The organism is Bacillus sp. MYb78, from assembly GCF_002975115.1.
In the GTDB taxonomy this organism is placed as follows: domain Bacteria; phylum Bacillota; class Bacilli; order Bacillales; family Bacillaceae_G; genus Bacillus_A; species Bacillus_A cereus.
The window spans coordinates 301,798-323,254 of record NZ_PCOB01000001.1; the positions used below are offsets into that span (position 1 = coordinate 301,798).

A 21,457-nucleotide genomic window follows, 5' to 3' on the forward strand; every position below is an offset into this window, starting at 1 on the left:
AGACCTTGCTTTTTTACGCTTCTCTTACTGCACTTTGCATAGACACCGGCTCTTCTTTTACTTTCACTTTACGCTGCGGCACCATATTAAATACGATATTTAAAAGTACTGCTGACGCACTTCCAAGTACAATTCCGTTATCTGTTAAAATACGAATGTTTTCAGGAAGTTGTGAGAATAATGTAGGAACAACTGTAACCCCAAGCCCAATTCCGACAGAACATGCAACAATTAATAAGTTTTCTTGTTTGCCAAAATCAACGCTACTTAACATTTTAATACCATATGCCATTACCATACCGAACATTGCGAGCATAGCACCGCCAAGTACTGATTTCGGAATGATTGTTGTAATAGCTGCGATTTTAGGAATGAATCCAAGAACGATTAACATACCACCGCAAGTATAAATAATAACGCGATTTCTTACTCCAGTTAATTGAACAAGTCCTACGTTTTGAGAGTAAGTTGTATATGGGAACGCGTTGAAAATACCACCTAACACCATCGCTAATCCTTCTGCTCGATAGCCCTTTGTTAATTCTTTTTCACCGATTTTTTTATTGCAAATATCAGATAATGCAAAGTATACACCCGTTGCTTCTACAATCCCTACACAAGCGACGAGAATCATCGTAATAACTGGTGTTAATTCAAATGTTGGTGTACCGAAGTAAAATGGTTGAATACCATGGAACCAATCAGCCTCTCCAACCGCTTGCAAGCTTACTTTCCCCATAAACGCTGCAACGATTGTACCGAACAATAGACCTAGTAAAATAGAGATTGAACGAATAAATCCATCAAAGAAACGATACATAATGATGATAAATAGTAACACACCAAATGCTAATGCTAAATTTTCAAGACTACCGAAATCCTTACTTCCTACTCCTCCAGCCATATCATTAATTGCTGCTGGAACAAGTGTAACTCCAATTACAGTAACAACAGATCCTGTTACAACAGGTGGAAATAGTTTTACAAGCTTTCCAAATAATTTCGCAAAAATAACAACGAATAACCCAGCAGCAATAATTGCTCCATAAATAGAAGACACACCGTATTGTTTTCCAATCGCAATCATCGGTCCAACGGCTGTAAATGTACAACCGAGTACAACGGGAAGTCCAATACCGAAAAAGCGATTTGATAATGCTTGTAAAATTGTCGCAACGCCGCACATTAATAAATCAATTGAGACTAAATATGTTAATTCTTTTTGATTTAAACCAAGTCCACCGCCCACAATAAGCGGAACGATAATTGCTCCAGCATACATTGCCAGCATATGCTGCATACCAAGCGATGCAATTTTAAATGGATGCTGCTTCATCGTTTATTTCACCTCCGCAGTTTCTTGCTGTACAAATGTAACTGTGCCGTTATCAAGTGATGCAATTTCTGCTAGTGATTCAACACGAACGCCTTGTTCACGAAGCTTCTTTCCTCCATCTTGAAATGCTTTTTCAATAACAATTCCAATTCCTGCAATACTTGCTCCTGCTTGCTCTACCAAACTCATTAAACCTAAAGCAGCCTGACCGTTTGCTAAAAAGTCATCGATGATTAGCACGCGATCATTTTCATCAATATGATTTCGAGATAATGAAATTTCATTTGTTTCTTGTTTTGTAAATGAATATACGTTTGCAACGTACATATTATCTTGTAACGTTAACGATTTACGTTTTCGTGCAAAAATTACTTTTACACCAAGCTCTAATGCAGCCATAACCGCTGGTGCAATGCCTGAAGATTCAATCGTCACGATTTTTGTAATGTTCTCTTCTTTAAAACGTTTGGCAAATTCTTTTCCGATTTCTTGCATAAGTACTGGATCAATTTGGTGATTTAAAAATGCATCCACCTTTAATACATCACCAGATAAAACCTTTCCTTCGTTCAAAATCTTTTCTTGTAATACTTTCATGTTTGTTCCCCCTCTTATGCAATAAAAAAACTCCAAAAGCCGCCACCACTCGTTACAAGTGAGAGACGCGCTTTTGGAGTTTCGCAAAAAAAGAATGCTAAACAAGCAATTATATTCGTCCTCACTCATAGTCAAAGTATTTACGGTACTTCGGTAGAAACTTGCAGGCCATATCCCCGCGATTATATGAGTGTAGCTAACTATTTATTTTATAGAAGGATTATAACGTACTTTTTATGCTTTGAAAAGCATTTATCAAAAAAACACGTACAAATTTTTAAAAACCACTATTTTTGTTCGAGTTTTGCAAACTCTTTCATTTCCAATTACAACTTCGTTAAAATGATTGGCCCATCTTTTGTAATCGCAATTGTATGCTCATATTGAGCTGATAATTTCCCGTCCATCGTTCGTGCAGTCCACCCATTTAAATCTACTTTAGAATATCTCATACCTATATTTACAATCGGTTCAATTGTAATTACCATTCCTTCTTGTAACTGAGGTCCTTGTCCTTGTTTCCCAAAATGAAAAATTGCTGGTTCTTCATGAATCTCTTTACCAATTCCATGTCCCGTAAAGTCTCTTGCGACAGAAAAACCTTCATTTGTTACATAACTTTCAATTGCATAGCCAATGTCTCCTACATGATTACCAATTACCGCCTGATCAATTCCTTTATACAAAGCATTCTCAGCTACTAACAACAACTTTTCTGCTTCATCAGAAACTTTTCCAACTCTATACGTCCAAGCAGAATCTGAAAGACCCCCATTTAAGTTTACTACCGTGTCAATTGTTACAATATCACCCTCAGTTAAAGGAACATCGGCCGGAAACGCATGACACATTTCATCGTTTACAGATGCACATATCGCATATGGATACCCATTGTAATCTTTCTGTTCAGATGTGGCACCATGCTTTTTTAAATACATTTCAACAAACGTATTAATCTCTTGCGTCGTTATACCTGGCTTTATCATTTTCGCAATTTCTTTATGACATGAAGCAAGTAATTTTCCAGATTCATGCATCAAATCTATTTCATTTTTCGTTTTAATTGTAATCATACTACCTCTACCTTTCCTTGCTAAACCTACTATTCGCTACTAAACTTCTATCATACACATCCTTTACGAAAATTTCAAAACCCTCTATTACATACAACAAGTACAAAAATATGTATCATATATTTCTAAATCAAAATAAAAAACAGAAGACCCCTCTGTTTTTTAATCATGTTTACATATGTAGTTCATTTTCAAAAACTCAAAACAACTACCATTTGTTTTCTGTATAAACGTTCCAACCGCCTCAAATCCTGCTCTTTTATACACTTTGATTGCTCTCTCATTAAATGTCGCTACTGATAGTGTTATATAATTGCATCCGTATTTTTCTTTGCTAAAAGCTAGTCCAGCATTCACGAACTGTAAACCAAATCCATTGCCAGTTATATCAGGTCTCATTCCAAGTCCTATATCAACCGTTCCATTATTTATTTTACAAATAGTAAAAAAACCAACGAGAATGCCATTTTGCTTCACTGAAAATGTATGATTCCCTCTACTCTCATCATGTAAAAATTCAGCTAAATCTTCTTCATCTGCCTCTATATCATAAAAAGAATATTTCCCTTCATAATGCCAGTTATACGCAATTTCCTCCGCTTCTTCTTGCTTCATTACTGTATATGTATAACCCATTCTCCCATCCCCTTTAACAAAAAGAGCTGCAATTAAGCAGCTCTTTTTTTACAACTCATAAATCGCTCTATATTTCGCTTCTAAATAATCGGCTAAGTAGTTTGCATTTAAGCCTTCACCTGTTACATCTTCTAAAATTTCAAGCGGCTTTTTCGTTTTACCATATTGGTGAATATGTTCTGTTAACCATTCACGAATCGGTGTTACCTTTCCTTCTTCTAATAATGCATCAAAGTTCGGAATGTCTTTTAACATTCTTTGCTTAAATTGCGCTGCATACATGTAACCAAGCGCATAAGATGGGAAGTATCCAAATGAGCCACCAGCCCAGTGAACATCTTGCAATACACCTTGCGCATCATTTTCCGGACGAATTCCTAAATATGCTTCCATCTTATCATTCCAAGCTGCTGGTAAGTCCTTCACTTGTAATGTACCATCAAATAATTCTTTCTCTAATTCATAACGCACCATAACATGAAGCGGGTATGTAAGCTCATCTGCTTCTATACGAATGAATGACGGCTTCGATTCGTTAATTGCATCATAAAACTCATCGACTGACATATCATCAAATTGACCATCGCTATACTCTTTTAATAAATCATAATTTTTCTTCCAGAATGATTTATTACGGCCGATAAAGTTCTCAAAGAATAATGATTGTGATTCGTGAATACCCATAGATGTACCACTGCAAAGTGGTGTACCTTCAAATTGTTCTGCAATGTTTTGTTCATATACTGCATGACCACATTCATGAATTGTTCCAAATACAGCCATACGGAAATCTTTTTCATCATAGCGTGTCGTAATACGAACATCCCCTCTATTTAATGTAATTTCGAAAGGATGTACTGTTTCATCAAGACGACCTGCTTCAAAGTCATAATTCAATTGCTTTAATAGTTCTAATGTAAAGTTCTTTTGTTTTTCTTTTGAAAATTGTTCCGATAAAGCACTTGTTTTTAATCCTTTTTTAGACTCAGAGATTTCTTTTACAAGCGGCACGATACGCTCACGAAGTTGACCAAATACGTGATCTAAAACTTCTACTGTAATACCTGGCTCATACATGTCTAATAATGTATTGTATTTATATGTCTCATAACCCCAATATGTAATAAATTTCTTTTTAAATTCAACAATTTTTTCTAAGTACGGGCGGAACATTTCGAAATCAGATTTTTCGCGAGCTTCTTCCCACACACTCTCTGCTTTCGCTTCTAATTTCACATAAGCCTCATATTCAGCTTGTGGAATTTTTTTATTTCTATCATATTCTTTCCGACACTCTTCAACCATTTTCTTCGTCGTTTCAGAAAGTTTATCTTCACGTATTAAAGCTTCAAGTTCTGTTAAATAGTTTCCCATCTCATCTGAAGTCGACATAGCAAACACTTCTGACGAAAGCATACCAATTACTTCTGAACGCTGATCTACACCTTTTTTTGGTGCACCTGTTCTTAAATCCCAAAACATTAAACTTAATGCTTCTCCGTAATTCTGTATCTTCTTCACGTATGTTAAAAATTGTTTTTCTACCTCATATGTAGCAACTGTCATCGTATAAAAGCCTCCTTTTTCTACCTCAAACTTAATTCGACACGGAAACATAAATTCCTTTTATAATAGAAAAAAAGCTTGGCAAGCGCCAAGCTTTCTCCTTATAATTCTTTACCTTCTACTGGCAGTACATTTTTCACAGCTGCAACTACTTTCTCATCTTCTGAATCAGATAAGAAGATTGATATAGCACCTTTATCTTCACTTGTACGAATCAAACGCCCAATTCCTTGACGAAGTCGTAAAATCATATATGGTACATCTACATCCCAGAATGAATCATTTACGTGCTTACGTTTCGCTTCAAACACAGGATCGTTTGGAGGGAATGGTAATGACCAAATAATAACGTGTGATAATGATGAACCAGGAATATCTAAACCTTCCCATAAATGAACCGCACAAAGTACAGTCTCTTCTTCATTTTGGAAACGAGAAACGAGCTGGCTAATTTCCTGATCTCCTTCATATAAGAACGGAACCGACATTTGCTCCTTACTTACATACTCTTTGAACGCTGCAAGCTCTTGCGTTGTACGGAATAATACAAGCGTACGTCCATTTGTTTTTTGTATATTTTCAAGTGTATATTGACACTTTCTTTCCCATTCATTTTCTTTCGTATGCGATAGTAAGTTTACTGCCATTTGCTCTTCGTAATCAAACGGTGAAGCAACTGAGAATGATAAGTAATCTTTTACCCCTAGGCTATTAGCTGTAAACGCGAATGAATCATTGTTCGATAATGTCGCAGAAGAGAAAATATACGGTATTTTCTTCGAGAACACTTTCTCTTGTAATACTTCTTCAACTGCACGCGGCATAATCACTAACGTGAAGGCACCATCACCTTCTTCACCCCAAGTAATTACATTTTTCTCGTGCATGAACAGACGAAGTGAATGTTCTAATACATCTAAATGCTCATCAACAATATTTAAATCATACGTGTTTACTGTATGCATTTCACTTTCGAATACTAATGCATCTCCAACTTCACCAATTTTTGCATAAAGTCGTTTCGCTTCAGCTGTTACTTTTTCTGTCACAGTAATTTCTAAACGATCAGAACCGGCAATTTCTTTTTTGTTTTCTTGTAACACATCAAAGAATCGCTCTGTTTGCCAAATTGTTTCTTCTACTAAATGTGCAAACTCCTCACGAATATCGTTTTGTAGCAATCTCGTTAAAAGTTGCTCCATCATCGTTTGCTTTAAACGGTATGTTAAAGCTTTTTGAGCTGCATATTCTACAAGATGTCCTTCATCGAATACAACGCAGCTACTTTCTGGTAATAACGGAATTTGCCCTTCACGCTTACGAGCATCGTACGTCCAAATATGATCCATATAGAAATCTTGAGAACAAATAATTAAATCTGCTGCTTTACGATAATGTTCACGAGAAAGAGTTTGTCCACAACGATGACGAGAATCACAAGTAAAGCAATCTTGGAAGTAATCCCAATTTACTTTTGACCATTCTTCGTCATTTAAAAGTGGAAATTCTTTTCTGTCACCATAGTGAGTAAAGTTTTGCATCGTACCATGATCGAATACAAACTGTGGTAACTCGTAATATACGTCTTCAATTACTTCTGGAGCTCGTCCACTCATAACATCTTCAAGTTTACGTAAGCATAAATAATTATCCATTGATTTTGCAAGCCTTACATCAACAGATAGCCCTAATGCTTCAGATAACTTAGCGATGTCCCCTTCTTCTTTTACAAGCTGCTCAATTAACGTTTCATCTGCACAAGCAATAATAGCTGGTTTCCCAGTATAACGCGCGTAACAAATTGCATATAGAAGATATACAATTGTTTTCCCTGTTCCTACACCAGCTTCTGCGAACATAACTTTCTTTTCTTGGAAAGCGCGTTCTAACTGAAACGCCATAAAAATTTGTTCATCACGCTCTTCAAAGCCTTTTTCCGGAAGGATGTCGTAAAACACATCTCCAATCCACTCATTCAACTTATCATAAAAATTATCTTGTTTTCCTACTTCAAATGGTAATCTCTTCTCAGTAAACATCCTTAGCCTCCAACCAAAAAGTTTTTCTATAAAAAAATAATAGCAACTGCTACGCATATGTATGCATTTGCTTTCCCCTGTTGCAATACATAGAAATTCACGAAAAAAAATTTTCCTTTCGAAAAAGGAAAATTTTCTTCTATATTAATGACTTTAAATACCGTTTATCAATCGCTGTTTCATGTGAAAGAGCTGACAAATATTCTTCTTGTGCTTTTTGTATTTCATCTACAATCGCACCTTGACTATCCACTTCTTTTCCGAGCTCATCATACGTACGGTGAATAGCTTTTTGAATCATTGATAATTGGAAATTATCCATATCACTTCCTCCTTTACGCATTACATAATAGCCAGTATATGCGCGCTGGAGGAGTTTTATACTATGAATTACGCGGTGGACGTTTTCCGAAGTATTGGTAGTAATCTGTACGGATAAATCCGTTAAATAGTTTACGCTTCTTCGACGCATCTTTTCCGTAACACTTCTCAAATGCTTCGTAGCTTGTTAATACATACGCTGACCATGTATCTAACGGGCGGAATACTTGTCCCATTTCTTTATACAGTTGTTCAACGAGTGCTTTTTCACTTAAACGTTCTCCGTATGGAGGATTCGTTACAACGTAGCCATAATCCTCTTTTGTTGTGAAATCTTTTACTTGCATTTGTTTAAATGTAATTAAATCGCTTAAGCCTACTTCTTCTGCGTTATCTTGAGCAACTCGAATCATACGATGATCAATATCTGATCCAATGATTTGTAAGCGTTGATCATAGTTCGCTAAATCTTCAGCTTCTTGACGAGCTTCACGCCAGTTTTGTTTACCTACCCAGCCCCACTCGTCAGATGCGAAACCACGGTTAAATCCTGGTGCAATGTTTTGTCCAATTAATGCTGCTTCAATCGGAATTGTACCTGATCCACAGAATGGATCAACAAATGGACGATCTGGCTTCCAGTTTGTTAATTTAATTAAAGACGCAGCTAATGTTTCTTTTAACGGAGCTTCCCCTTGATCCATACGGTATCCACGTTTATGAAGTCCAACACCACTCGCATCAATTGTTAATGTTGCAATATCCTTGAGCATTGCAATCTCGATACGGAATAACGGACCATCTTCTTCAAACCAAGTTGTACGTTTATATGTTGTTTTTAATTTTTCAACGACAGCTTTTTTAACGATACGTTGGCAATCCGAAACACTGAATAATTCAGATTTTAAAGATTTACCGATAACAGGGAATTCGCCATTCTCTGGAATATAATCTCCCCAGTTTAATGCTTTCGTTTTTTCAAATAGCTCATCAAATGTTGTTGCTTTAAATTCGCCAACTTTAATTTTTACACGGTCCGCAGTACGCAACCATAAATTCGTACGACAAATCGCCTTTTCATCTGCTTCAAATGTTACTTTGCTGTTTTCTACTTGACATTCATAACCAAGATCGCGAACTTCTCGGGCAACTAACGCTTCAATACCCATTGCCGCTGTTGCAATTAAAGTAACTTTTCCCATTTGCATTCACCTCTTATGTATATTCAAACAATAATTAATAGCAATTGGTCCTATTAATCATTACATTTTACGAAAAATTTTCTCATTAACCATTTTAACTCATACTTTACAACTTCATACAAATAAAAAGCCCTCCTCTAACAAAGGAGAGCTGAGTTATTTCATAGTTGGTTCATAACGTTCTGTAAGCCATGTTCTGTTCCTTTGTACTACAAACGGCCCACGCCTCGTACTCCGGTGGCAATCATCTATCTACAGGTTATAAAACCTGTCCTTTCCCGTCGTTCATTTCCTTGGAAAAGATTCCCCTACCATTATTTGGGTTTCTCGCTCGTGGGGTTTACCTCGTTCCACTCCTATCATTTCTTCAAGGACTTCGTCACTGTGGCACTTTAAAGGTAGTCAAACCATATCCGAAAGGACTTAGGTTTTTTCCCTGCCGTTAAACCAGCCTTACAGCCAGAATACCCTAGCTTATGAATTGGCTAGGCACGAACACTACAGCCATCTCAGGCCGTGCGAGCATGGACTTTCCTCTACAACGTTGGCGTTGCAGCGATTACCCAAACGTTATGACATCCATTAGTATAGTGGAAACAAAAAGATTTTGCAACGTTTTTTTCTATGTAAAACGCTTAAACCTTTTCCCACCTTACATCATTCGTATAACTTACTTCCAAATACAGCTTTTTCTAAGTTAGATAAGCGTTTTAAAATATCCGTATTCGTGTTGTTATAAACCGGTTGTGCAACTGGTGTTTGTACAGGTTGTTGTGGAACTTGCGTTACTGCTAGTTTTTGTTCCTCTAATTCACGCTTTAAACGAGCATTTTGTTGCTTTAATTGCTCAAACTCTTTGTGGAAAGCTTCATAGTCTTTAATGATCATATCAAGAAACTTGTCTACTTCTTCTTGCTGATAACCTCTCATACCTGTTTTAAATTCTTTTTCTAAAATATCTTTCGCTGTTAATTTAATTTTATCCGAAATCATTTTCTTCACCTCAAATTTTTACCAAAACTTTCATTAACTAAATTTTTTCAGAAACAATGCTTTTTGTCAATCATATATACGAGTACTATATTACATATTACTCTGCATTATTCCACTGTTCCTCTTCTATTATATCTTGTAAATCAGAAAAAAGAATGAAATAACTGTGATAATTTTCTATTTCCCCTTTTTTCTTTGCTGCTTCTACAATATATTTGGGACTTCCTGGTTTTTCTTCATCATATACCGCTAAAAGCGCATCACTTTTTTCAATAAAAAATTGATTTTTTAATTTAAATTGTTCTGGGCTTTCATACTTCCTTTTCGTGATACTATCAACATGGTCTGCTTGAGAAAGAATAAATTCGTAATATTCACGATTATCTTCTTTCCAATTTTCTTCTTGTTCTAAAAACGGAGTGAATACCGCTAATTTTAAATCTGGATATTCTACTTGAATTTCAAAAACAACTTCAGCAGCCCATAATTCTACACCTAACTGGCCGCTTATTATAACCCACTCTAAACCATCTTCTACAAAAGTGGTTAATTTACGGTATAATGCCTTTTTTATACACTCCACCCCTGGATGATCATTTTTAAATATTCCAAGTTCAAATGGCTTATATCCTGTTACTGCAATAACTTTCATATCAACACTCCAATTACAAAAAAAGAACTAGCATTTCGCTAGTTCTAACATATCATTTACTTTTTAAACATTCCACCAACGTTTGGTCCAATATTTGGACCGAATGGTGATACGTTTGGTCCAATATTCGGTCCGAATGGTGATACGTTTGGTCCAAACGGAGATACATTTGGTCCTGGACCAAATGGAGATACGTGATGTCCATGATGTCCATGATGTCCATGACCACACGGTCCACATCCACCGCCGAATCCTGGGTCGATTGGGTCCACAACATTTACATTTGAATTTGTTTGTGGGAAGAAGTTTTGGTTTTTAATTTGTTGATGATGTACATGTGTTGTATGTGTTGGGAAAATGTGTGGCACCACCGTTGTTGAAAAAGAGTGTGTTACGCATTGTTTCGTCGGATGAACGACAGGAGCAGTTGTACAAATAGGTCCTACAGGCTTATGCCCTCCAAAACAAGGATGACAATGATGCATAGTTTTTTCTCTCCTCTCTCGTTAAAAAAATCTGATTACACTTTACAGTATGAGAAAAGAGAGAAAGCCGATTGTTATATATACCCATTTATTACAAGGAAATTTGTCTAGTCCTTTATTTCATATACAATACTTTCATAGACAACCCTTCAACATTACTTACCAAAGAAGCCTCCAACTTGTTTTACAATACCTGTCACCTGATTCATCGCATTCATCATCTGGCCAGCTGTGTTCATCATTTTATTTACATCATAGTTACCATCTGATGTTTTAAATTGAGAAACAAAACTAGAAAACTGACTTGGCTGTTGTTGCTTTTGTTTACTCTGTGTCGGATACGGTTGTTTTGGTGGATAAAACATCCCTTGTTGATTAGCATAGGGCGCTTGTGGTGGCATATAATATTGTGAATTCATATAAGGCTGCTGCTGTTGTTGATTCATGTATGGTTGCTGAGCTTGTGATTGTTGAGCTTGATTCACATAAGGTTGCTGCTGTTGTGGTTGTTGGGCCTGATTTACATAAGGTTGCTGCTGTTGTTGAGCTTGATTCATAAATGACACTTCAAACGGTTGATAATAATTTTGATTTCCATAATAAGGCTCGAAAGGATACATATTATACCGTAAATATGTATCCGTATTATATTGGTACATATTTTGCTGTGCATATGGATACGTTTGCTGATATACGTTAGATTGTTGAAACATGCATTCTCTCCTCCTTTACATAAGTTTCTACATATATAATATGTACCTATAAAATAATATGTGTGATGGAGTATCTGTCTATTTTTGTCGGAAGTTTAAATTTTTAAAAAATTAAAAAAGAAAACCCTTCCATGCTATGATAATTAAGAAGAAGATTCTCATGGGGGAGGAATCAACATGGTATTAGGGGATTTAAAACAAGCGTTTTCTCAAAAAAAGGGGTATTGCACAGAGAATGCAAATGAATTATTAGACTTTGCGAGACATTGGTATCTCGAAGGAAAAATATGCATATCAGATTATCGAACATTAATAAAAGAATTAGAAATAAACGGCGCAACAAAACCTACAACAATGACAGAAGCATAAAAATAACAAGAGGGTTCTCCCTCTTGTTATTTACATTGCTCAACTATATTTTGCAAAGTATACGAAACGGCTTGGTGTGTTTCAAAGAATCGTTTACCTTTACCTTTATTTACAAAGCATTGTAACACATTCGTTTGTAAATTATCGTATACTTGATCAATTTGCTGTACATGTATATACTTTGGCTTTTCTTCTTTAATCCACGTATAAGCTAATTCTTTCCACTTCTCTAATTCCTCATCTACCATATCTACAAACGGTTTCATATCCTTATAAAAGTCGTATTCGGTTAGTTCTCTTTTTTTTACATTCGCTTCATTATTATACTGCATGAGTTTTTCTGAAGACTGTATTAATGATTCATTCTTCATTTCTTTCCCACCTTATTATGCACTCACTACGACGTTTTGAAATGTCTTTACCCAATTCCCTTTTTCTTCGTGATGCACTAATTTATTTTCCATATGTTCAATATGCATTTCTGTTATTTCTATCTTATTGCATATTTTTTCACTCGCATCCTTTAATGCATGATTCATTCTAATCCCTATATTCATTTCCAGCAAATCGAGAGAACTTAACATTTGATCCATTTTTTTCATTACATCTTCCTTCTGAACCATCGCCATATACAAAACGCCTCCTTCTTTGCTTTTCCTTTGTCATGTAATTTCGCCGAATGATTCACCACTCCTGCCCACATGACAAAACTAGTTGTTATTCGTCAAAGAAATCATTTCGTATGTCATTTATAGAAATGGTAACAATACAAAAAGGAGGTGTATTACAATGGCAAAGAACAAAAATGAAAAAAAGAAAAACCAAAACAAACAACAAAATAAACCTGAGACTGGCAATCCAAAGCTAGATGGTCCAAACTTCCCTGCTACATAAAGCGAGACTTTATTACGAACAGGTAGATTTCAAATCATCCTTAATCTCCTACTAGCATTACGTTTTGAAATTAAAGTTGTAGCACGCATAGCAGGATTGTTTCAAATTAAGAAGTCCCGTCTTCAAAATGGAAGACGGGACTTCTTTTTTATTATATCATGAACTCATCCATCCTTTTAGCAAAACGATTTACGATAGATAGCCTATAGATTTGTTCTCTCTTTCTTCTATACCATTCTGTTATATTAACTTCCTCTTTAGGTTCTTCAAGTACAAATAGCACATTCATTTTCATATTTGCACAAAACCAATCTCTCATTTTTATTTCTTCATGTAAAATAACAGGATAAATATCTCTAAGTGTTGGCGTATAAGACTTTCGAGTTTCCTGTGCGTAAACTTCATAATCTTCTCTAGACCCAGTATGTGTAGTTTGCAATGCAAACTTATAAAACGAACCATTATAAATTGGATGAAATAATAACCATGCTAATTTTTTTCCTAGTTCTATACGCTGTTGTAACGTTTCAAATTGATAAACCGAAAATCCATACATCCTCCCTTCAATTGTTGGGAAGATAACTGCACTAATATGAAATCTTTCTTGTACTTTAAAAAGTGCAGTATGGAATACATGTTTTTTAAAAAATGTGTTCTCAATGACTGGTTTTTGAATTTTATTTTGTTCATTTATAATAAGCGCTGTCATAAGCCTATTCATATCTCTTCTTTCCCAGAAAAGTAACCATTCTTTTTCCATAAAAATTGATACGCTGAAATATTGCAACAAATGAAAGAGAGGTGCCCGTCTCTTCTTACTTTCCTCATACAATAATAGCTGAGGAAATGCATCTAAGAAAATAATCCAATTAGCTTGTTCGTACAGAAGAAATAAATGTTTTTTTACCGTTTCAGGTAATACAGTGGCATAATATCTCCCTTCTAAATCAGTCATATTCCATCCCGCATTTCTCGAAACCATACTCGCTAAAAAGGCCCACCTGATTTCACTATTTCTTAAATAATATTCGTGATAAGATTGTGTCCGAGAAATATTGTCCACATTAGCTATTTCTGTTTTCTTTTTAATATTGCGAATGATCGCTTTTTCTTTCTCTGTACAAAAATTTTTTTCTCGATTTTGTTTAATTTTCATATAATCATTCCATGTAAACATAAATAAGTCATCATACCTTTCATCAAAAAGGTCACATCTTTTTTCATTTTTTGATATAATCACCTTTGTAAGTAATTCTTAGCAAGTTGGGAGTGGACACACTATGACCATTCGTTACCCAAATGGAAAAAGGTATAATCAAGCTTCACAACCTCAAAAAACACCTATAAAAACACATACTTATAGTAATAGAGGTATGTCCCTTGAAGAGGAATTGAATGAAACAAATCAATATTACTTAACCCATAATATTGCATGTGTACATAAAAAGCCTACACCTCTTCAAATTGTAAAAGTAGATTACCCCGCTCGAAGTGCTGCAGTGGTAAAAGAAGCGTATTTTAAACAACCTTCTACGACAGATTACAACGGTGTATACAAAGGGAAATACATCGATTTTGAAGCAAAGGAAACAAAAAATAAAACTAGTTTCCCACTTCAAAACTTCCACCTTCATCAAATAGAACATATGAAGCAAGTGGTTGCTCATAATGGAATTGCATTTGTCATTATTAAATTTACACTTTTTGATGAATTTTATTTATTAGATGCAAAACATATTATTGCATTTTGGAATCGTCAAAATACAGGTGGACGCAAGTCGATTACGAAAGAAGAAATAGAAGAGCATGGATCCTTATTATCATGCGGTTATCACCCTCGGATTGACTATATCCGTGTACTAGACACGGTTTATTTTTCGTGATAGAGTCATCACTAAGGCTCTTTTTTCGACTTTTGGGGGAGAGAATGAAAGGTAGGAGAAAGTATAATGTCAGATAATTATCGTTCTCGTACAGAACGAAATCATGTAAAAAATCAAGAGAAAAAAACAAATAAAGAAGAAAAACCAAAGAAAAAAGGCTCCTTTTTCAAGAAATTCCTTATAGGTTGTCTACTTCTTGGTATCGTTGGTCTTGTAGCCGGCGTTTCCGCTTTCTTTGTTATGGTAAAGGACGCTCCAAAATTAGATAAATCCAAACTTGTTAATCCTTTATCAACAAAGTTTCTTGATAAAAACGGAAATTTCTTCTATGAATACGGTGCTGAAAAACGAACGCATGTTACTTATGATCAAATTCCAAAAGTAGTTGAAAATGCATTCCTTGCAACTGAGGATTCGCGTTTCTATGATCATAATGGAATTGACTTTAAACGAACTACAAAAGCAGTTATGGAAAATGTCACTGGTGGTTTCGGTTCCCAAGGTGGTAGTACGATTACACAGCAAGTCGTTAAAAACTATTTTCTAACGATGGACAAAACTGCTAAAAGAAAAGTGCAAGAATGGTACTTATCTTACAAATTAGAGCAACAATACTCTAAACATGAGATTTTAGAAATGTACTTAAATAAGATTAATTTAGGTAACCGTTCATACGGTATTGCGACAGCAGCGCAAAAATATTATGGTAAAGATTTAAAAGACTTGCAATTACATGAAGCTGCTATGCTCGCTGGTTTACCCCAAGGTCCAAACATTTATGATCCAACAAAAAAGGAAAATGTTGAACGAGCAACAAATCGTCGTAATGTCGTATTATCATTAATGAATCGACATGGTTATATAACAAAAGAAGAAATGAATAACGCCGTTAAGATTCCAGTAACTGAGGGCCTTCAACCGTCTTCAGAAGTAACTGAGATGAAGTATCAAGCATTTTTAGATGCGGTTGTAAAAGAAGTTGAAAAAGAATATCCTGATGTAAATATCGGTTCAGATGGTTTAACGATTCATACAACACTTGATCAAGATGCTCAAGATTACGCCGACAAAATTATGGATGGCAATCTTATTAAGTATCCGGACGATCAATTCCAAGGGTCATTCGTATTTATGGATACACAGTCTGGAGAAGTTCGAGCAATTGGTGCTGGACGTAAAGAAAGTAAGTCTACTTTCAAAGGTCATAATATGGCAACTGATTTAAAACGCCAAGTTGGTTCAACAATGAAACCAATTTTCGACTACGGTCCGGCAATTGAAAATTTACAATGGTCTACATACCATCAATTAAACGACTCAGAGTATACGTATTCCAATGGTAAGAAAATACAAAATGCAACAAAGAGTTACAAAGGTGACGTTTCACTACGTGAAGCTTTGAAAAAGTCATTAAACATTCCAGCTTTAAAGACAGCACAAACAGTTGGTCTTAATAAGTCAAAAGAATTTGCTGAAGGTTTAGGCATGACCTTTAAAGAAGGAAAAGTCTACGAATCAACAGCAATCGGTAGTAACGATAGTTCTCCATTAGAAGTAGCAGGTGCATATGCAACCTTTGGTAATAGTGGTAACTATAATAAACCACACTTCGTAAAAGAAGTAACCTTCCCGGACGGGAAAAAGAAAAGCTTTAAACCGAAAGAACATCGCGCAATGCAAGACTATACAGCTTATATGGTTACTGACGTTCTTCGTGACGTAGTAAAACCTGGTTCTGGTGGTACAGGTCCAACAGCATACGTTTCAGGTGTTGACGTAGCAGGTAAAACAGGAACACAAAACTTTGATGAATCAGTTCTTCAAAAATATGACATCCCAGCTGATGCAAACAGAGATAGCTGGTTTGCTGGATATACGCCACAATACACAATGGCTGTTTGGACCGGTTACGAAAAAGATGGTCCAAAAAATTATGTTAGCGATCGCTCCACTAGAATTGCACAGCAAATGTTCCAAGTAATGATGAGCAAATTCGCTACAGATAAATCACGCTTTGAACGTCCTTCTTCTGTACAAGAAATAAACGGAGAGTTATACGTAAAAGGTGCGAAAAAAGATGCAATTAAACAAATTAAAGTAGATGCTCCTAGTGGTCTGAATGTCACTTTTGATGGCGCTAGCACAGTTACACTAAACTGGTCTGGACCAGCAGAAGTTGATGCATATGCAGCCAGCTATAAAGCAACTGACGGTTCAAGTGGTAGCCTATCAATAAGTGGTACGACAGCTACTCTTGGTGGTATTAAACCAGGTGTTACTTACAGCTTCTCTGTAGTAGCGAAAAAAGGCACTGGAACAAGCCCAGCAGTTGGTGCATCCTTCACTGCGCCTGGCGGAACTCCAGATGCGAAAAAAGCTGAAGAAGATGCTAAGAAAAAGGCCGATGAAGAAGCTAAGAAAAAAGCTGATGAGGAAGCCCAGAAAAAGGCTAATGAAGATAAAGTAAAACAAGACGAAGCTAAGAAAAAAGCTGATGAAGAGGCTAAGAAACAACAAGAACAGCAACAAGAACAACAACGTAAACAGCAAGAAGAAGCTCAAAAGAAAGCTGATGAGGAAGCTAGAAGAAAAGCTGAAGAAGAAGCTAAGAAAAAAGCTGAAGAAGAAGCTAAGAAGAAAGCTGAAGAAGAGGCCAAGAAAAAAGCTGAAGAAGATGCTAAGAAACAACAAGAACAGCAACATCAAAATACCGGAGGAGATACACCTCACGCAGACGGTACTGTTATTACAACAGAGTCCTAATAAACAAAAAAGAAGTCCGTTTCTCTTAACGAGAAGCGGACTTCTTTTTTGTTATCATTTTCTTTACATATAGCTTTTCTATTTCGATATACAACTGCGCTAATTGAATATAAGAATGATAATTACTCGGTTTCTTTATTATGAATGAATATCTTTCCATAAAATTAACAGGTTGCACTTTTAATTTATTCGTATTTATTTGCATTTCATTCAAACTATGAACAGGTTGCTCATTTAGCCAATAGACAACCGATAACAAGTGAGCTGCAAAAAGAATCATTGGCCCCTCAGCCTCTTGCTTATTTCTATTTCGAAACAGTATAGCAATGTCTTCATGCTTATTTTTCCATACATTCAACATCGCTGGAATACTGTTTTCAATTTCCTTCCATGGCTCATACTGTCTTTCAATATCAAATATAAAGTAAGTATTTTGTATTATTTCTTCAAAAGAATCGTCTGTATGATACTCAATTGAATTTACGCTTTCTTTAAAAAATGGTAAGCAGTGAAATTCTTTCGGTATTTCTATAACTCGCTCCATCCCTTATTTCACCTTCATTCGCTTCTTTCCTTCACGACATACTTCTAACAGTCTGCACTCCTCACATTGCGGTCGTTGTGCTTTACAATGATAACGTCCAAAGAAAATCATACGATGATGCGTAACCCCCCACTCATCCATCGGTACTTTCTTCATTAACGTTTTTTCTACTTCTAACACAGAATCTTTCCATCTACAAATCGCTAATCGTTTACTCACTCGCTCCACATGTGTATCGACAGCAATTGCAGGAATCCCAAACGCTACGGAAACTACAACATTCGCTGTTTTCCTTCCTACACCGGGTAATTTCGTAAGTTCATCTCGATCGCTCGGTACCTCCCCATTATAGTCATCTAATAACATTCGGCATAATTTTTGAATGTTTTTTGCTTTATTTCTATACAATCCGATAGAGCGTATATCTTGTTGTAATTCTTCTAGAGAAACACTTAAATAATCTTCTGGTGTTTTATATTTTTGAAATAAATTTCTTGTCACTTTATTTACAAGTACATCTGTACATTGTGCAGATAACGCCACCGCGATTACAAGTTCAAATGGATTATCATGAACCAATTCACAATGCGCTTCTGGATACATATCCGCCATTGTGTCTAAACAATAACGGATTTGCGTTTTGTTAAGCATATTTCTCCTCCTATATTACTGCTCCAACCAATTATAAAAAGGCACTTTTCCAGTAAATTTCGTCTCTTGTTTTGTCATTTGTTCTGCTCTTTGTTGATTCGCTCTAAATTTTTGACCTTGATTTTGAGCCTGATCTACCGTTTTAATTCCATTCTTTTTCCACTCAAATAAAATACGATCAATATATCGGAAATTTAGTTTCCCACTCATTACAGCTTCTCTAAGAGCTGCCTGAATTAAATTTGGATGATGTTGATCTTGGTCCTCCCACATTCCTAACGTTTCACATTCGAACGGCGAAAGTGGTCTTCCAAATTCTTTTTCAAATACTGTATATAAATTTACTTGCAGCTGTTTTTTTTCTTTTTGATCTTCCTCTATTGATTCATCCATTAAGAAATGTAATATTTTTTCCCATAACGGTTGTAAAGAATAACTTTCGCACATCATTGCTTCTGATCTTTGTCCACCTTCTAGTGATAAAAAACCTTTTTGAATCAACGCTTGAATTACTTCCATACATTTCATTTCCGTTATCGTCATCCGTTCAGAAATCTCTGAAGGAGTCGGAAACGAATTACCTGATTCTAAAAATGTGTGTACATGAAGTACAACCATAAATTCCGTCTCATTTAAACCTAATTTTTTATAATGCATCATAAGCAATTTTGGAATTGCAATGCTTCCCTGCTCAAACCACTGTAGCATCATTTTCTTTTTCATCACCAAACACCTCGCTCTCTAGTATAACACACCTTTAGCTATTTCTTTTTGCCACAATTCGTCAAAAAAACCTCCCCATCAATAGGGAGGTTTTTTATATTACATGAATGAAATATAAAATTAAGCTTGCACTTTACTTTTCATAAATGTATGGATGCGTTCTAATGCTTTCTCTACTTGTTCAAGAGATGTCGCATATGATAAACGAACATTATTTGGAGCACCAAATCCTGTACCTGGTACAAGAGCCACTTTTTCCTCTTCTAATAGAGCCTTTGCCCAATCATCAACTGTTGCATATCCTGATAAAGCTACAGCTTCTTTTACGTTAGGGAATAAGTAAAATGCACCTTGCGGTTTAATACAAGTAAAGCCAGGGATTTGAATTAATTTATCATAAATGATGTTTAATCTCTCTTCAAAGGCTTGACGCATTGTTTCCACAGGTTCTTGTGAGCCTGCATATGCCGCAATTGCGCCGTATTGAGCGATTGAAGTAGGGTTTGACGTACTATGACTCGCTAAGTTCGTCATCGCTTTAATAAGCTGCTTATTTCCTGCTGCATATCCAATACGCCATCCTGTCATAGAATGAGATTTAGATACACCATTAATAATAAGTGTTTGTTCTTTTAATGCATTAGAAAGCTGGGCAATTGATGTATATTCTACGCCACCATAAATTAATTTTTCATAAATTTCATCAGAAACGATTAAAATATCATGTTCTAAACATACTTCTCCAAGCTGTTGTAATTCTTCTTTGCTATAAATCATTCCTGTTGGATTGCTCGGTGAATTAATAATAACTGCTTTCGTTTTCTCTGTAATTGCCTCACGCAGCTGCTTTGCTGTAATTTTGTACTCATTGTCTTCTAAACCTTCTACATAAACCGGCTTACCGCCAGCAAGCTTTACTTGCTCTGGATAGCTTACCCAGTAAGGAGTTGGAATGATAACTTCATCTCCCTCATCAAGTAATACTTGGAATAATGTATATAATGCATGCTTTGCGCCATTACATACAATAATTTCAGATGGATCATACGCAATACCTTGATCGCGAGTAAATTTCTTCACAATTTCTTGTTTTAACGATTGTAATCCACCTGTTGGTGTATACTTCGTATGCCCTTCTAACATCGCTTTATGTGCAGCATCCATAATATGCTCTGGTGTATTAAAGTCAGGTTCCCCTGCCCCTAATCCAATTACATCATGACCCTCTGCTTTTAATGCTTGTGCCTTTGCTGTAATTTCTAAAGTTGAAGACGGTGTTAAAGCAGCTACTCGCTTTGCTAATTTCATTTGTAGTTCCCCCTACATCTATTTTTCAATGCTATATCGTCTTAAAAATTTTCCATCTTTAAATTCAAGATAGTAATAACTATAACGATTGTCATCATCAATATATGTAACTTCCCATAGTGGTACATCATTTTCAAAGCCTAATTTCACTTTCATAATCTCTTTCGGCTTACTTTTTGATTCCTTACTTTCATTGCCGACTTGTTCTAATGTTCTTTGTATAGCCTCTTTTTCAGAAATACCTTCGCTCTTTTTCCTTACTACAGTATCCCCTTTTTTCTCCGGCACCCAAACGATAAGTTGTTCTCCCTTTTCATCTGTACCTTGCACGACTATATATGCAGATTTTCCGTTGTAATAATCAACAGATTTCACCTTTGTAAGCTTTGCTTTTTCTTTAGCAATTTCTACAAATTTCGACTCTTTTGGAATTTTCTTCCCCATTGCTTTATTATAAACATACGCCCCATATATTCCGCTAGCAACGATAACAATAATGATTGCAAAGATCCACTTTTTCATTGTATCACTACGTTCTGTAAATCGTAAATACAGCTGTTTCTTTATCTTTTTCGTCTAATGCTAGTCCGAACATGAGGTCCTGCTCTTTTAACGTACGATTCAAACTATCAACAATTTTATACAAATCAGACGAATATTTAATACGCGTCGTTGATAGTACTTCGATTTTCTTCTCCATGAAAAAACT

Annotated in this window: 25 protein-coding genes, 1 other RNA gene and 1 riboswitch; of the genes, 4 read left to right on the forward strand and 22 right to left on the reverse strand. The window is 35.7% G+C overall.

All coding sequences use genetic code 11. The features are described 5' to 3' along the window. Positions 1-13: 13 nt before the first annotated feature. The 13 genes from pbuX to CQ064_RS01620 all read right to left on the reverse strand — a co-directional run bounded on the left by pbuX (position 14) and on the right by CQ064_RS01620 (position 11,613). Positions 14-1,336, reverse strand: coding sequence for a xanthine permease PbuX (gene pbuX / locus CQ064_RS01560; RefSeq protein WP_000809230.1), 1,323 nt, complete (start codon positions 1,334-1,336; stop codon positions 14-16). A 3-nt stretch (positions 1,337-1,339) separates the two neighbouring features. Continuing rightward, positions 1,340-1,933, reverse strand: a complete 594-nt coding sequence (locus tag CQ064_RS01565) for a xanthine phosphoribosyltransferase (RefSeq protein ID WP_000866483.1) — start codon at positions 1,931-1,933, stop codon at positions 1,340-1,342. Positions 1,934-2,041: 108 nt separating this feature from the next. After that, a riboswitch (purine riboswitch) is annotated at positions 2,042-2,143 on the reverse strand. A gap of 116 nt (positions 2,144-2,259) precedes the next feature. Beyond that, positions 2,260-3,006, reverse strand: a complete 747-nt coding sequence (locus CQ064_RS01570; protein ID WP_000628419.1) for a type I methionyl aminopeptidase — start codon at positions 3,004-3,006, stop codon at positions 2,260-2,262. A 162-nt stretch (positions 3,007-3,168) separates the two neighbouring features. Continuing rightward, entirely contained in the window at positions 3,169-3,642 is a 474-nt protein-coding gene (locus tag CQ064_RS01575; protein ID WP_000542514.1) for a GNAT family N-acetyltransferase, read from the reverse strand. A 48-nt stretch (positions 3,643-3,690) separates the two neighbouring features. Continuing rightward, the gene (ypwA, locus tag CQ064_RS01580) at positions 3,691-5,208 is read right to left on the reverse strand and encodes a carboxypeptidase (protein ID WP_000215073.1); all 1,518 of its coding nucleotides are present in this window, start codon (positions 5,206-5,208) and stop codon (positions 3,691-3,693) included. A gap of 101 nt (positions 5,209-5,309) precedes the next feature. Further along, on the reverse strand, positions 5,310-7,247 hold the full coding sequence (locus CQ064_RS01585) for an ATP-dependent DNA helicase (RefSeq protein WP_000493704.1): 1,938 nt from the start codon (positions 7,245-7,247) through the stop codon (positions 5,310-5,312). 139 nt (positions 7,248-7,386) lie between these two features. Then, positions 7,387-7,569, reverse strand: coding sequence for a DUF3921 domain-containing protein (locus tag CQ064_RS01590; RefSeq protein ID WP_000368570.1), 183 nt, complete (start codon positions 7,567-7,569; stop codon positions 7,387-7,389). A gap of 61 nt (positions 7,570-7,630) precedes the next feature. Continuing rightward, positions 7,631-8,770 carry a THUMP domain-containing class I SAM-dependent RNA methyltransferase gene (locus CQ064_RS01595; RefSeq protein WP_000521227.1) on the reverse strand — a complete coding sequence of 380 codons (1,140 nt, stop codon included), beginning with the start codon at positions 8,768-8,770 and terminating at the stop codon, positions 7,631-7,633. A 180-nt stretch (positions 8,771-8,950) separates the two neighbouring features. After that, positions 8,951-9,341, reverse strand: an RNA gene (rnpB, locus tag CQ064_RS01600) — RNase P RNA component class B. An 86-nt stretch (positions 9,342-9,427) separates the two neighbouring features. Further along, positions 9,428-9,763 carry a cell division regulator GpsB gene (gene gpsB / locus CQ064_RS01605; protein WP_000622431.1) on the reverse strand — a complete coding sequence of 112 codons (336 nt, stop codon included), beginning with the start codon at positions 9,761-9,763 and terminating at the stop codon, positions 9,428-9,430. A 97-nt stretch (positions 9,764-9,860) separates the two neighbouring features. Further along, positions 9,861-10,415: an SLOG family protein gene (locus CQ064_RS01610; protein WP_000862925.1), complete on the reverse strand. Its 555-nt coding sequence runs from the start codon at positions 10,413-10,415 to the stop codon at positions 9,861-9,863. A 56-nt stretch (positions 10,416-10,471) separates the two neighbouring features. Beyond that, a complete protein-coding gene (locus CQ064_RS01615) occupies positions 10,472-10,900 on the reverse strand; it encodes a CotD family spore coat protein (protein ID WP_000546290.1) in 429 nt (142 codons plus the stop codon). Positions 10,901-11,055: 155 nt separating this feature from the next. Continuing rightward, the gene (locus CQ064_RS01620; RefSeq protein ID WP_000487718.1) at positions 11,056-11,613 is read right to left on the reverse strand and encodes a YppG family protein; all 558 of its coding nucleotides are present in this window, start codon (positions 11,611-11,613) and stop codon (positions 11,056-11,058) included. Between the two features lie 177 nt (positions 11,614-11,790). Between CQ064_RS01620 and CQ064_RS01625 the strand changes: the two genes are divergently transcribed. After that, the gene (locus tag CQ064_RS01625) at positions 11,791-11,982 is read left to right on the forward strand and encodes a YppF family protein (protein ID WP_000242652.1); all 192 of its coding nucleotides are present in this window, start codon (positions 11,791-11,793) and stop codon (positions 11,980-11,982) included. Between the two features lie 26 nt (positions 11,983-12,008). Here the strand turns inward: CQ064_RS01625 and CQ064_RS01630 are convergent, their stop codons facing one another. Together CQ064_RS01630 and CQ064_RS01635 are read right to left on the reverse strand one after the other, a co-directional pair. Further along, the gene (locus tag CQ064_RS01630; protein WP_000787408.1) at positions 12,009-12,353 is read right to left on the reverse strand and encodes a YppE family protein; all 345 of its coding nucleotides are present in this window, start codon (positions 12,351-12,353) and stop codon (positions 12,009-12,011) included. Between the two features lie 15 nt (positions 12,354-12,368). Further along, positions 12,369-12,611 carry a hypothetical protein gene (locus tag CQ064_RS01635; RefSeq protein ID WP_001252036.1) on the reverse strand — a complete coding sequence of 81 codons (243 nt, stop codon included), beginning with the start codon at positions 12,609-12,611 and terminating at the stop codon, positions 12,369-12,371. A gap of 85 nt (positions 12,612-12,696) precedes the next feature. Between CQ064_RS01635 and CQ064_RS34295 the strand changes: the two genes are divergently transcribed. Further along, the gene (locus CQ064_RS34295; protein ID WP_001987054.1) at positions 12,697-12,876 is read left to right on the forward strand and encodes a hypothetical protein; all 180 of its coding nucleotides are present in this window, start codon (positions 12,697-12,699) and stop codon (positions 12,874-12,876) included. Positions 12,877-13,027: 151 nt separating this feature from the next. Here CQ064_RS34295 and CQ064_RS01645 read toward each other — a convergent pair whose 3' ends face one another. Beyond that, positions 13,028-14,053 (reverse strand): DUF2515 domain-containing protein, encoded by a 1,026-nt coding sequence (locus tag CQ064_RS01645; RefSeq protein WP_000495657.1) that lies wholly within the window; start codon positions 14,051-14,053, stop codon positions 13,028-13,030. A gap of 103 nt (positions 14,054-14,156) precedes the next feature. On the opposite strand from CQ064_RS01645, the gene recU reads away from it, so the two are divergent. Beyond that, positions 14,157-14,759, forward strand: coding sequence for a Holliday junction resolvase RecU (gene recU, locus CQ064_RS01650; RefSeq protein WP_000155599.1), 603 nt, complete (start codon positions 14,157-14,159; stop codon positions 14,757-14,759). Positions 14,760-14,825: 66 nt separating this feature from the next. Then, positions 14,826-17,522, forward strand: a complete 2,697-nt coding sequence (locus tag CQ064_RS01655) for a PBP1A family penicillin-binding protein (protein WP_001283108.1) — start codon at positions 14,826-14,828, stop codon at positions 17,520-17,522. A gap of 25 nt (positions 17,523-17,547) precedes the next feature. Here CQ064_RS01655 and CQ064_RS01660 read toward each other — a convergent pair whose 3' ends face one another. The 6 genes from CQ064_RS01660 to CQ064_RS01685 form a co-directional block, all read right to left on the reverse strand. Continuing rightward, entirely contained in the window at positions 17,548-18,066 is a 519-nt protein-coding gene (locus CQ064_RS01660; protein ID WP_000442658.1) for a YpoC family protein, read from the reverse strand. Between the two features lie 3 nt (positions 18,067-18,069). Continuing rightward, positions 18,070-18,717 carry an endonuclease III gene (nth, locus tag CQ064_RS01665; RefSeq protein ID WP_000933035.1) on the reverse strand — a complete coding sequence of 216 codons (648 nt, stop codon included), beginning with the start codon at positions 18,715-18,717 and terminating at the stop codon, positions 18,070-18,072. 15 nt (positions 18,718-18,732) lie between these two features. Further along, positions 18,733-19,440, reverse strand: a complete 708-nt coding sequence (gene dnaD / locus CQ064_RS01670) for a DNA replication protein DnaD (RefSeq protein WP_000728541.1) — start codon at positions 19,438-19,440, stop codon at positions 18,733-18,735. Between the two features lie 120 nt (positions 19,441-19,560). Next, entirely contained in the window at positions 19,561-20,748 is a 1,188-nt protein-coding gene (aspB, locus tag CQ064_RS01675; protein ID WP_000761571.1) for an aspartate transaminase AspB, read from the reverse strand. Positions 20,749-20,766: 18 nt separating this feature from the next. Further along, complete coding sequence (locus CQ064_RS01680; RefSeq protein WP_000758740.1) at positions 20,767-21,270, reverse strand: cell wall elongation regulator TseB-like domain-containing protein; 504 nt, start codon at positions 21,268-21,270, stop codon at positions 20,767-20,769. A 7-nt stretch (positions 21,271-21,277) separates the two neighbouring features. After that, positions 21,278-21,448: a YpmA family protein gene (locus tag CQ064_RS01685; RefSeq protein WP_000412179.1), complete on the reverse strand. Its 171-nt coding sequence runs from the start codon at positions 21,446-21,448 to the stop codon at positions 21,278-21,280. Between the last annotated feature and the right edge of the window lie 9 nt (positions 21,449-21,457).

Coding starts and splice junctions, on each gene's coding strand:
- pbuX (WP_000809230.1), bottom strand. CDS start 1,336: ATGAAGCAGCATCCATTTAAAATTGCATCGCTTGGTATGCAGCATATG.
- CQ064_RS01565 (WP_000866483.1), bottom strand. CDS start 1,933: ATGAAAGTATTACAAGAAAAGATTTTGAACGAAGGAAAGGTTTTATCT.
- CQ064_RS01570 (WP_000628419.1), bottom strand. CDS start 3,006: ATGATTACAATTAAAACGAAAAATGAAATAGATTTGATGCATGAATCT.
- CQ064_RS01575 (WP_000542514.1), bottom strand. CDS start 3,642: ATGGGTTATACATATACAGTAATGAAGCAAGAAGAAGCGGAGGAAATT.
- ypwA (WP_000215073.1), bottom strand. CDS start 5,208: ATGACAGTTGCTACATATGAGGTAGAAAAACAATTTTTAACATACGTG.
- CQ064_RS01585 (WP_000493704.1), bottom strand. CDS start 7,247: ATGTTTACTGAGAAGAGATTACCATTTGAAGTAGGAAAACAAGATAAT.
- CQ064_RS01590 (WP_000368570.1), bottom strand. CDS start 7,569: ATGGATAATTTCCAATTATCAATGATTCAAAAAGCTATTCACCGTACG.
- CQ064_RS01595 (WP_000521227.1), bottom strand. CDS start 8,770: ATGGGAAAAGTTACTTTAATTGCAACAGCGGCAATGGGTATTGAAGCG.
- gpsB (WP_000622431.1), bottom strand. CDS start 9,763: ATGATTTCGGATAAAATTAAATTAACAGCGAAAGATATTTTAGAAAAA.
- CQ064_RS01610 (WP_000862925.1), bottom strand. CDS start 10,415: ATGAAAGTTATTGCAGTAACAGGATATAAGCCATTTGAACTTGGAATA.
- CQ064_RS01615 (WP_000546290.1), bottom strand. CDS start 10,900: ATGCATCATTGTCATCCTTGTTTTGGAGGGCATAAGCCTGTAGGACCT.
- CQ064_RS01620 (WP_000487718.1), bottom strand. CDS start 11,613: ATGTTTCAACAATCTAACGTATATCAGCAAACGTATCCATATGCACAG.
- CQ064_RS01625 (WP_000242652.1), top strand. CDS start 11,791: ATGGTATTAGGGGATTTAAAACAAGCGTTTTCTCAAAAAAAGGGGTAT.
- CQ064_RS01630 (WP_000787408.1), bottom strand. CDS start 12,353: ATGAAGAATGAATCATTAATACAGTCTTCAGAAAAACTCATGCAGTAT.
- CQ064_RS01635 (WP_001252036.1), bottom strand. CDS start 12,611: ATGGCGATGGTTCAGAAGGAAGATGTAATGAAAAAAATGGATCAAATG.
- CQ064_RS01645 (WP_000495657.1), bottom strand. CDS start 14,053: ATGTTTACATGGAATGATTATATGAAAATTAAACAAAATCGAGAAAAA.
- recU (WP_000155599.1), top strand. CDS start 14,157: ATGACCATTCGTTACCCAAATGGAAAAAGGTATAATCAAGCTTCACAA.
- CQ064_RS01655 (WP_001283108.1), top strand. CDS start 14,826: ATGTCAGATAATTATCGTTCTCGTACAGAACGAAATCATGTAAAAAAT.
- CQ064_RS01660 (WP_000442658.1), bottom strand. CDS start 18,066: ATGGAGCGAGTTATAGAAATACCGAAAGAATTTCACTGCTTACCATTT.
- nth (WP_000933035.1), bottom strand. CDS start 18,717: ATGCTTAACAAAACGCAAATCCGTTATTGTTTAGACACAATGGCGGAT.
- dnaD (WP_000728541.1), bottom strand. CDS start 19,440: ATGAAAAAGAAAATGATGCTACAGTGGTTTGAGCAGGGAAGCATTGCA.
- aspB (WP_000761571.1), bottom strand. CDS start 20,748: ATGAAATTAGCAAAGCGAGTAGCTGCTTTAACACCGTCTTCAACTTTA.
- CQ064_RS01680 (WP_000758740.1), bottom strand. CDS start 21,270: ATGAAAAAGTGGATCTTTGCAATCATTATTGTTATCGTTGCTAGCGGA.
- CQ064_RS01685 (WP_000412179.1), bottom strand. CDS start 21,448: ATGGAGAAGAAAATCGAAGTACTATCAACGACGCGTATTAAATATTCG.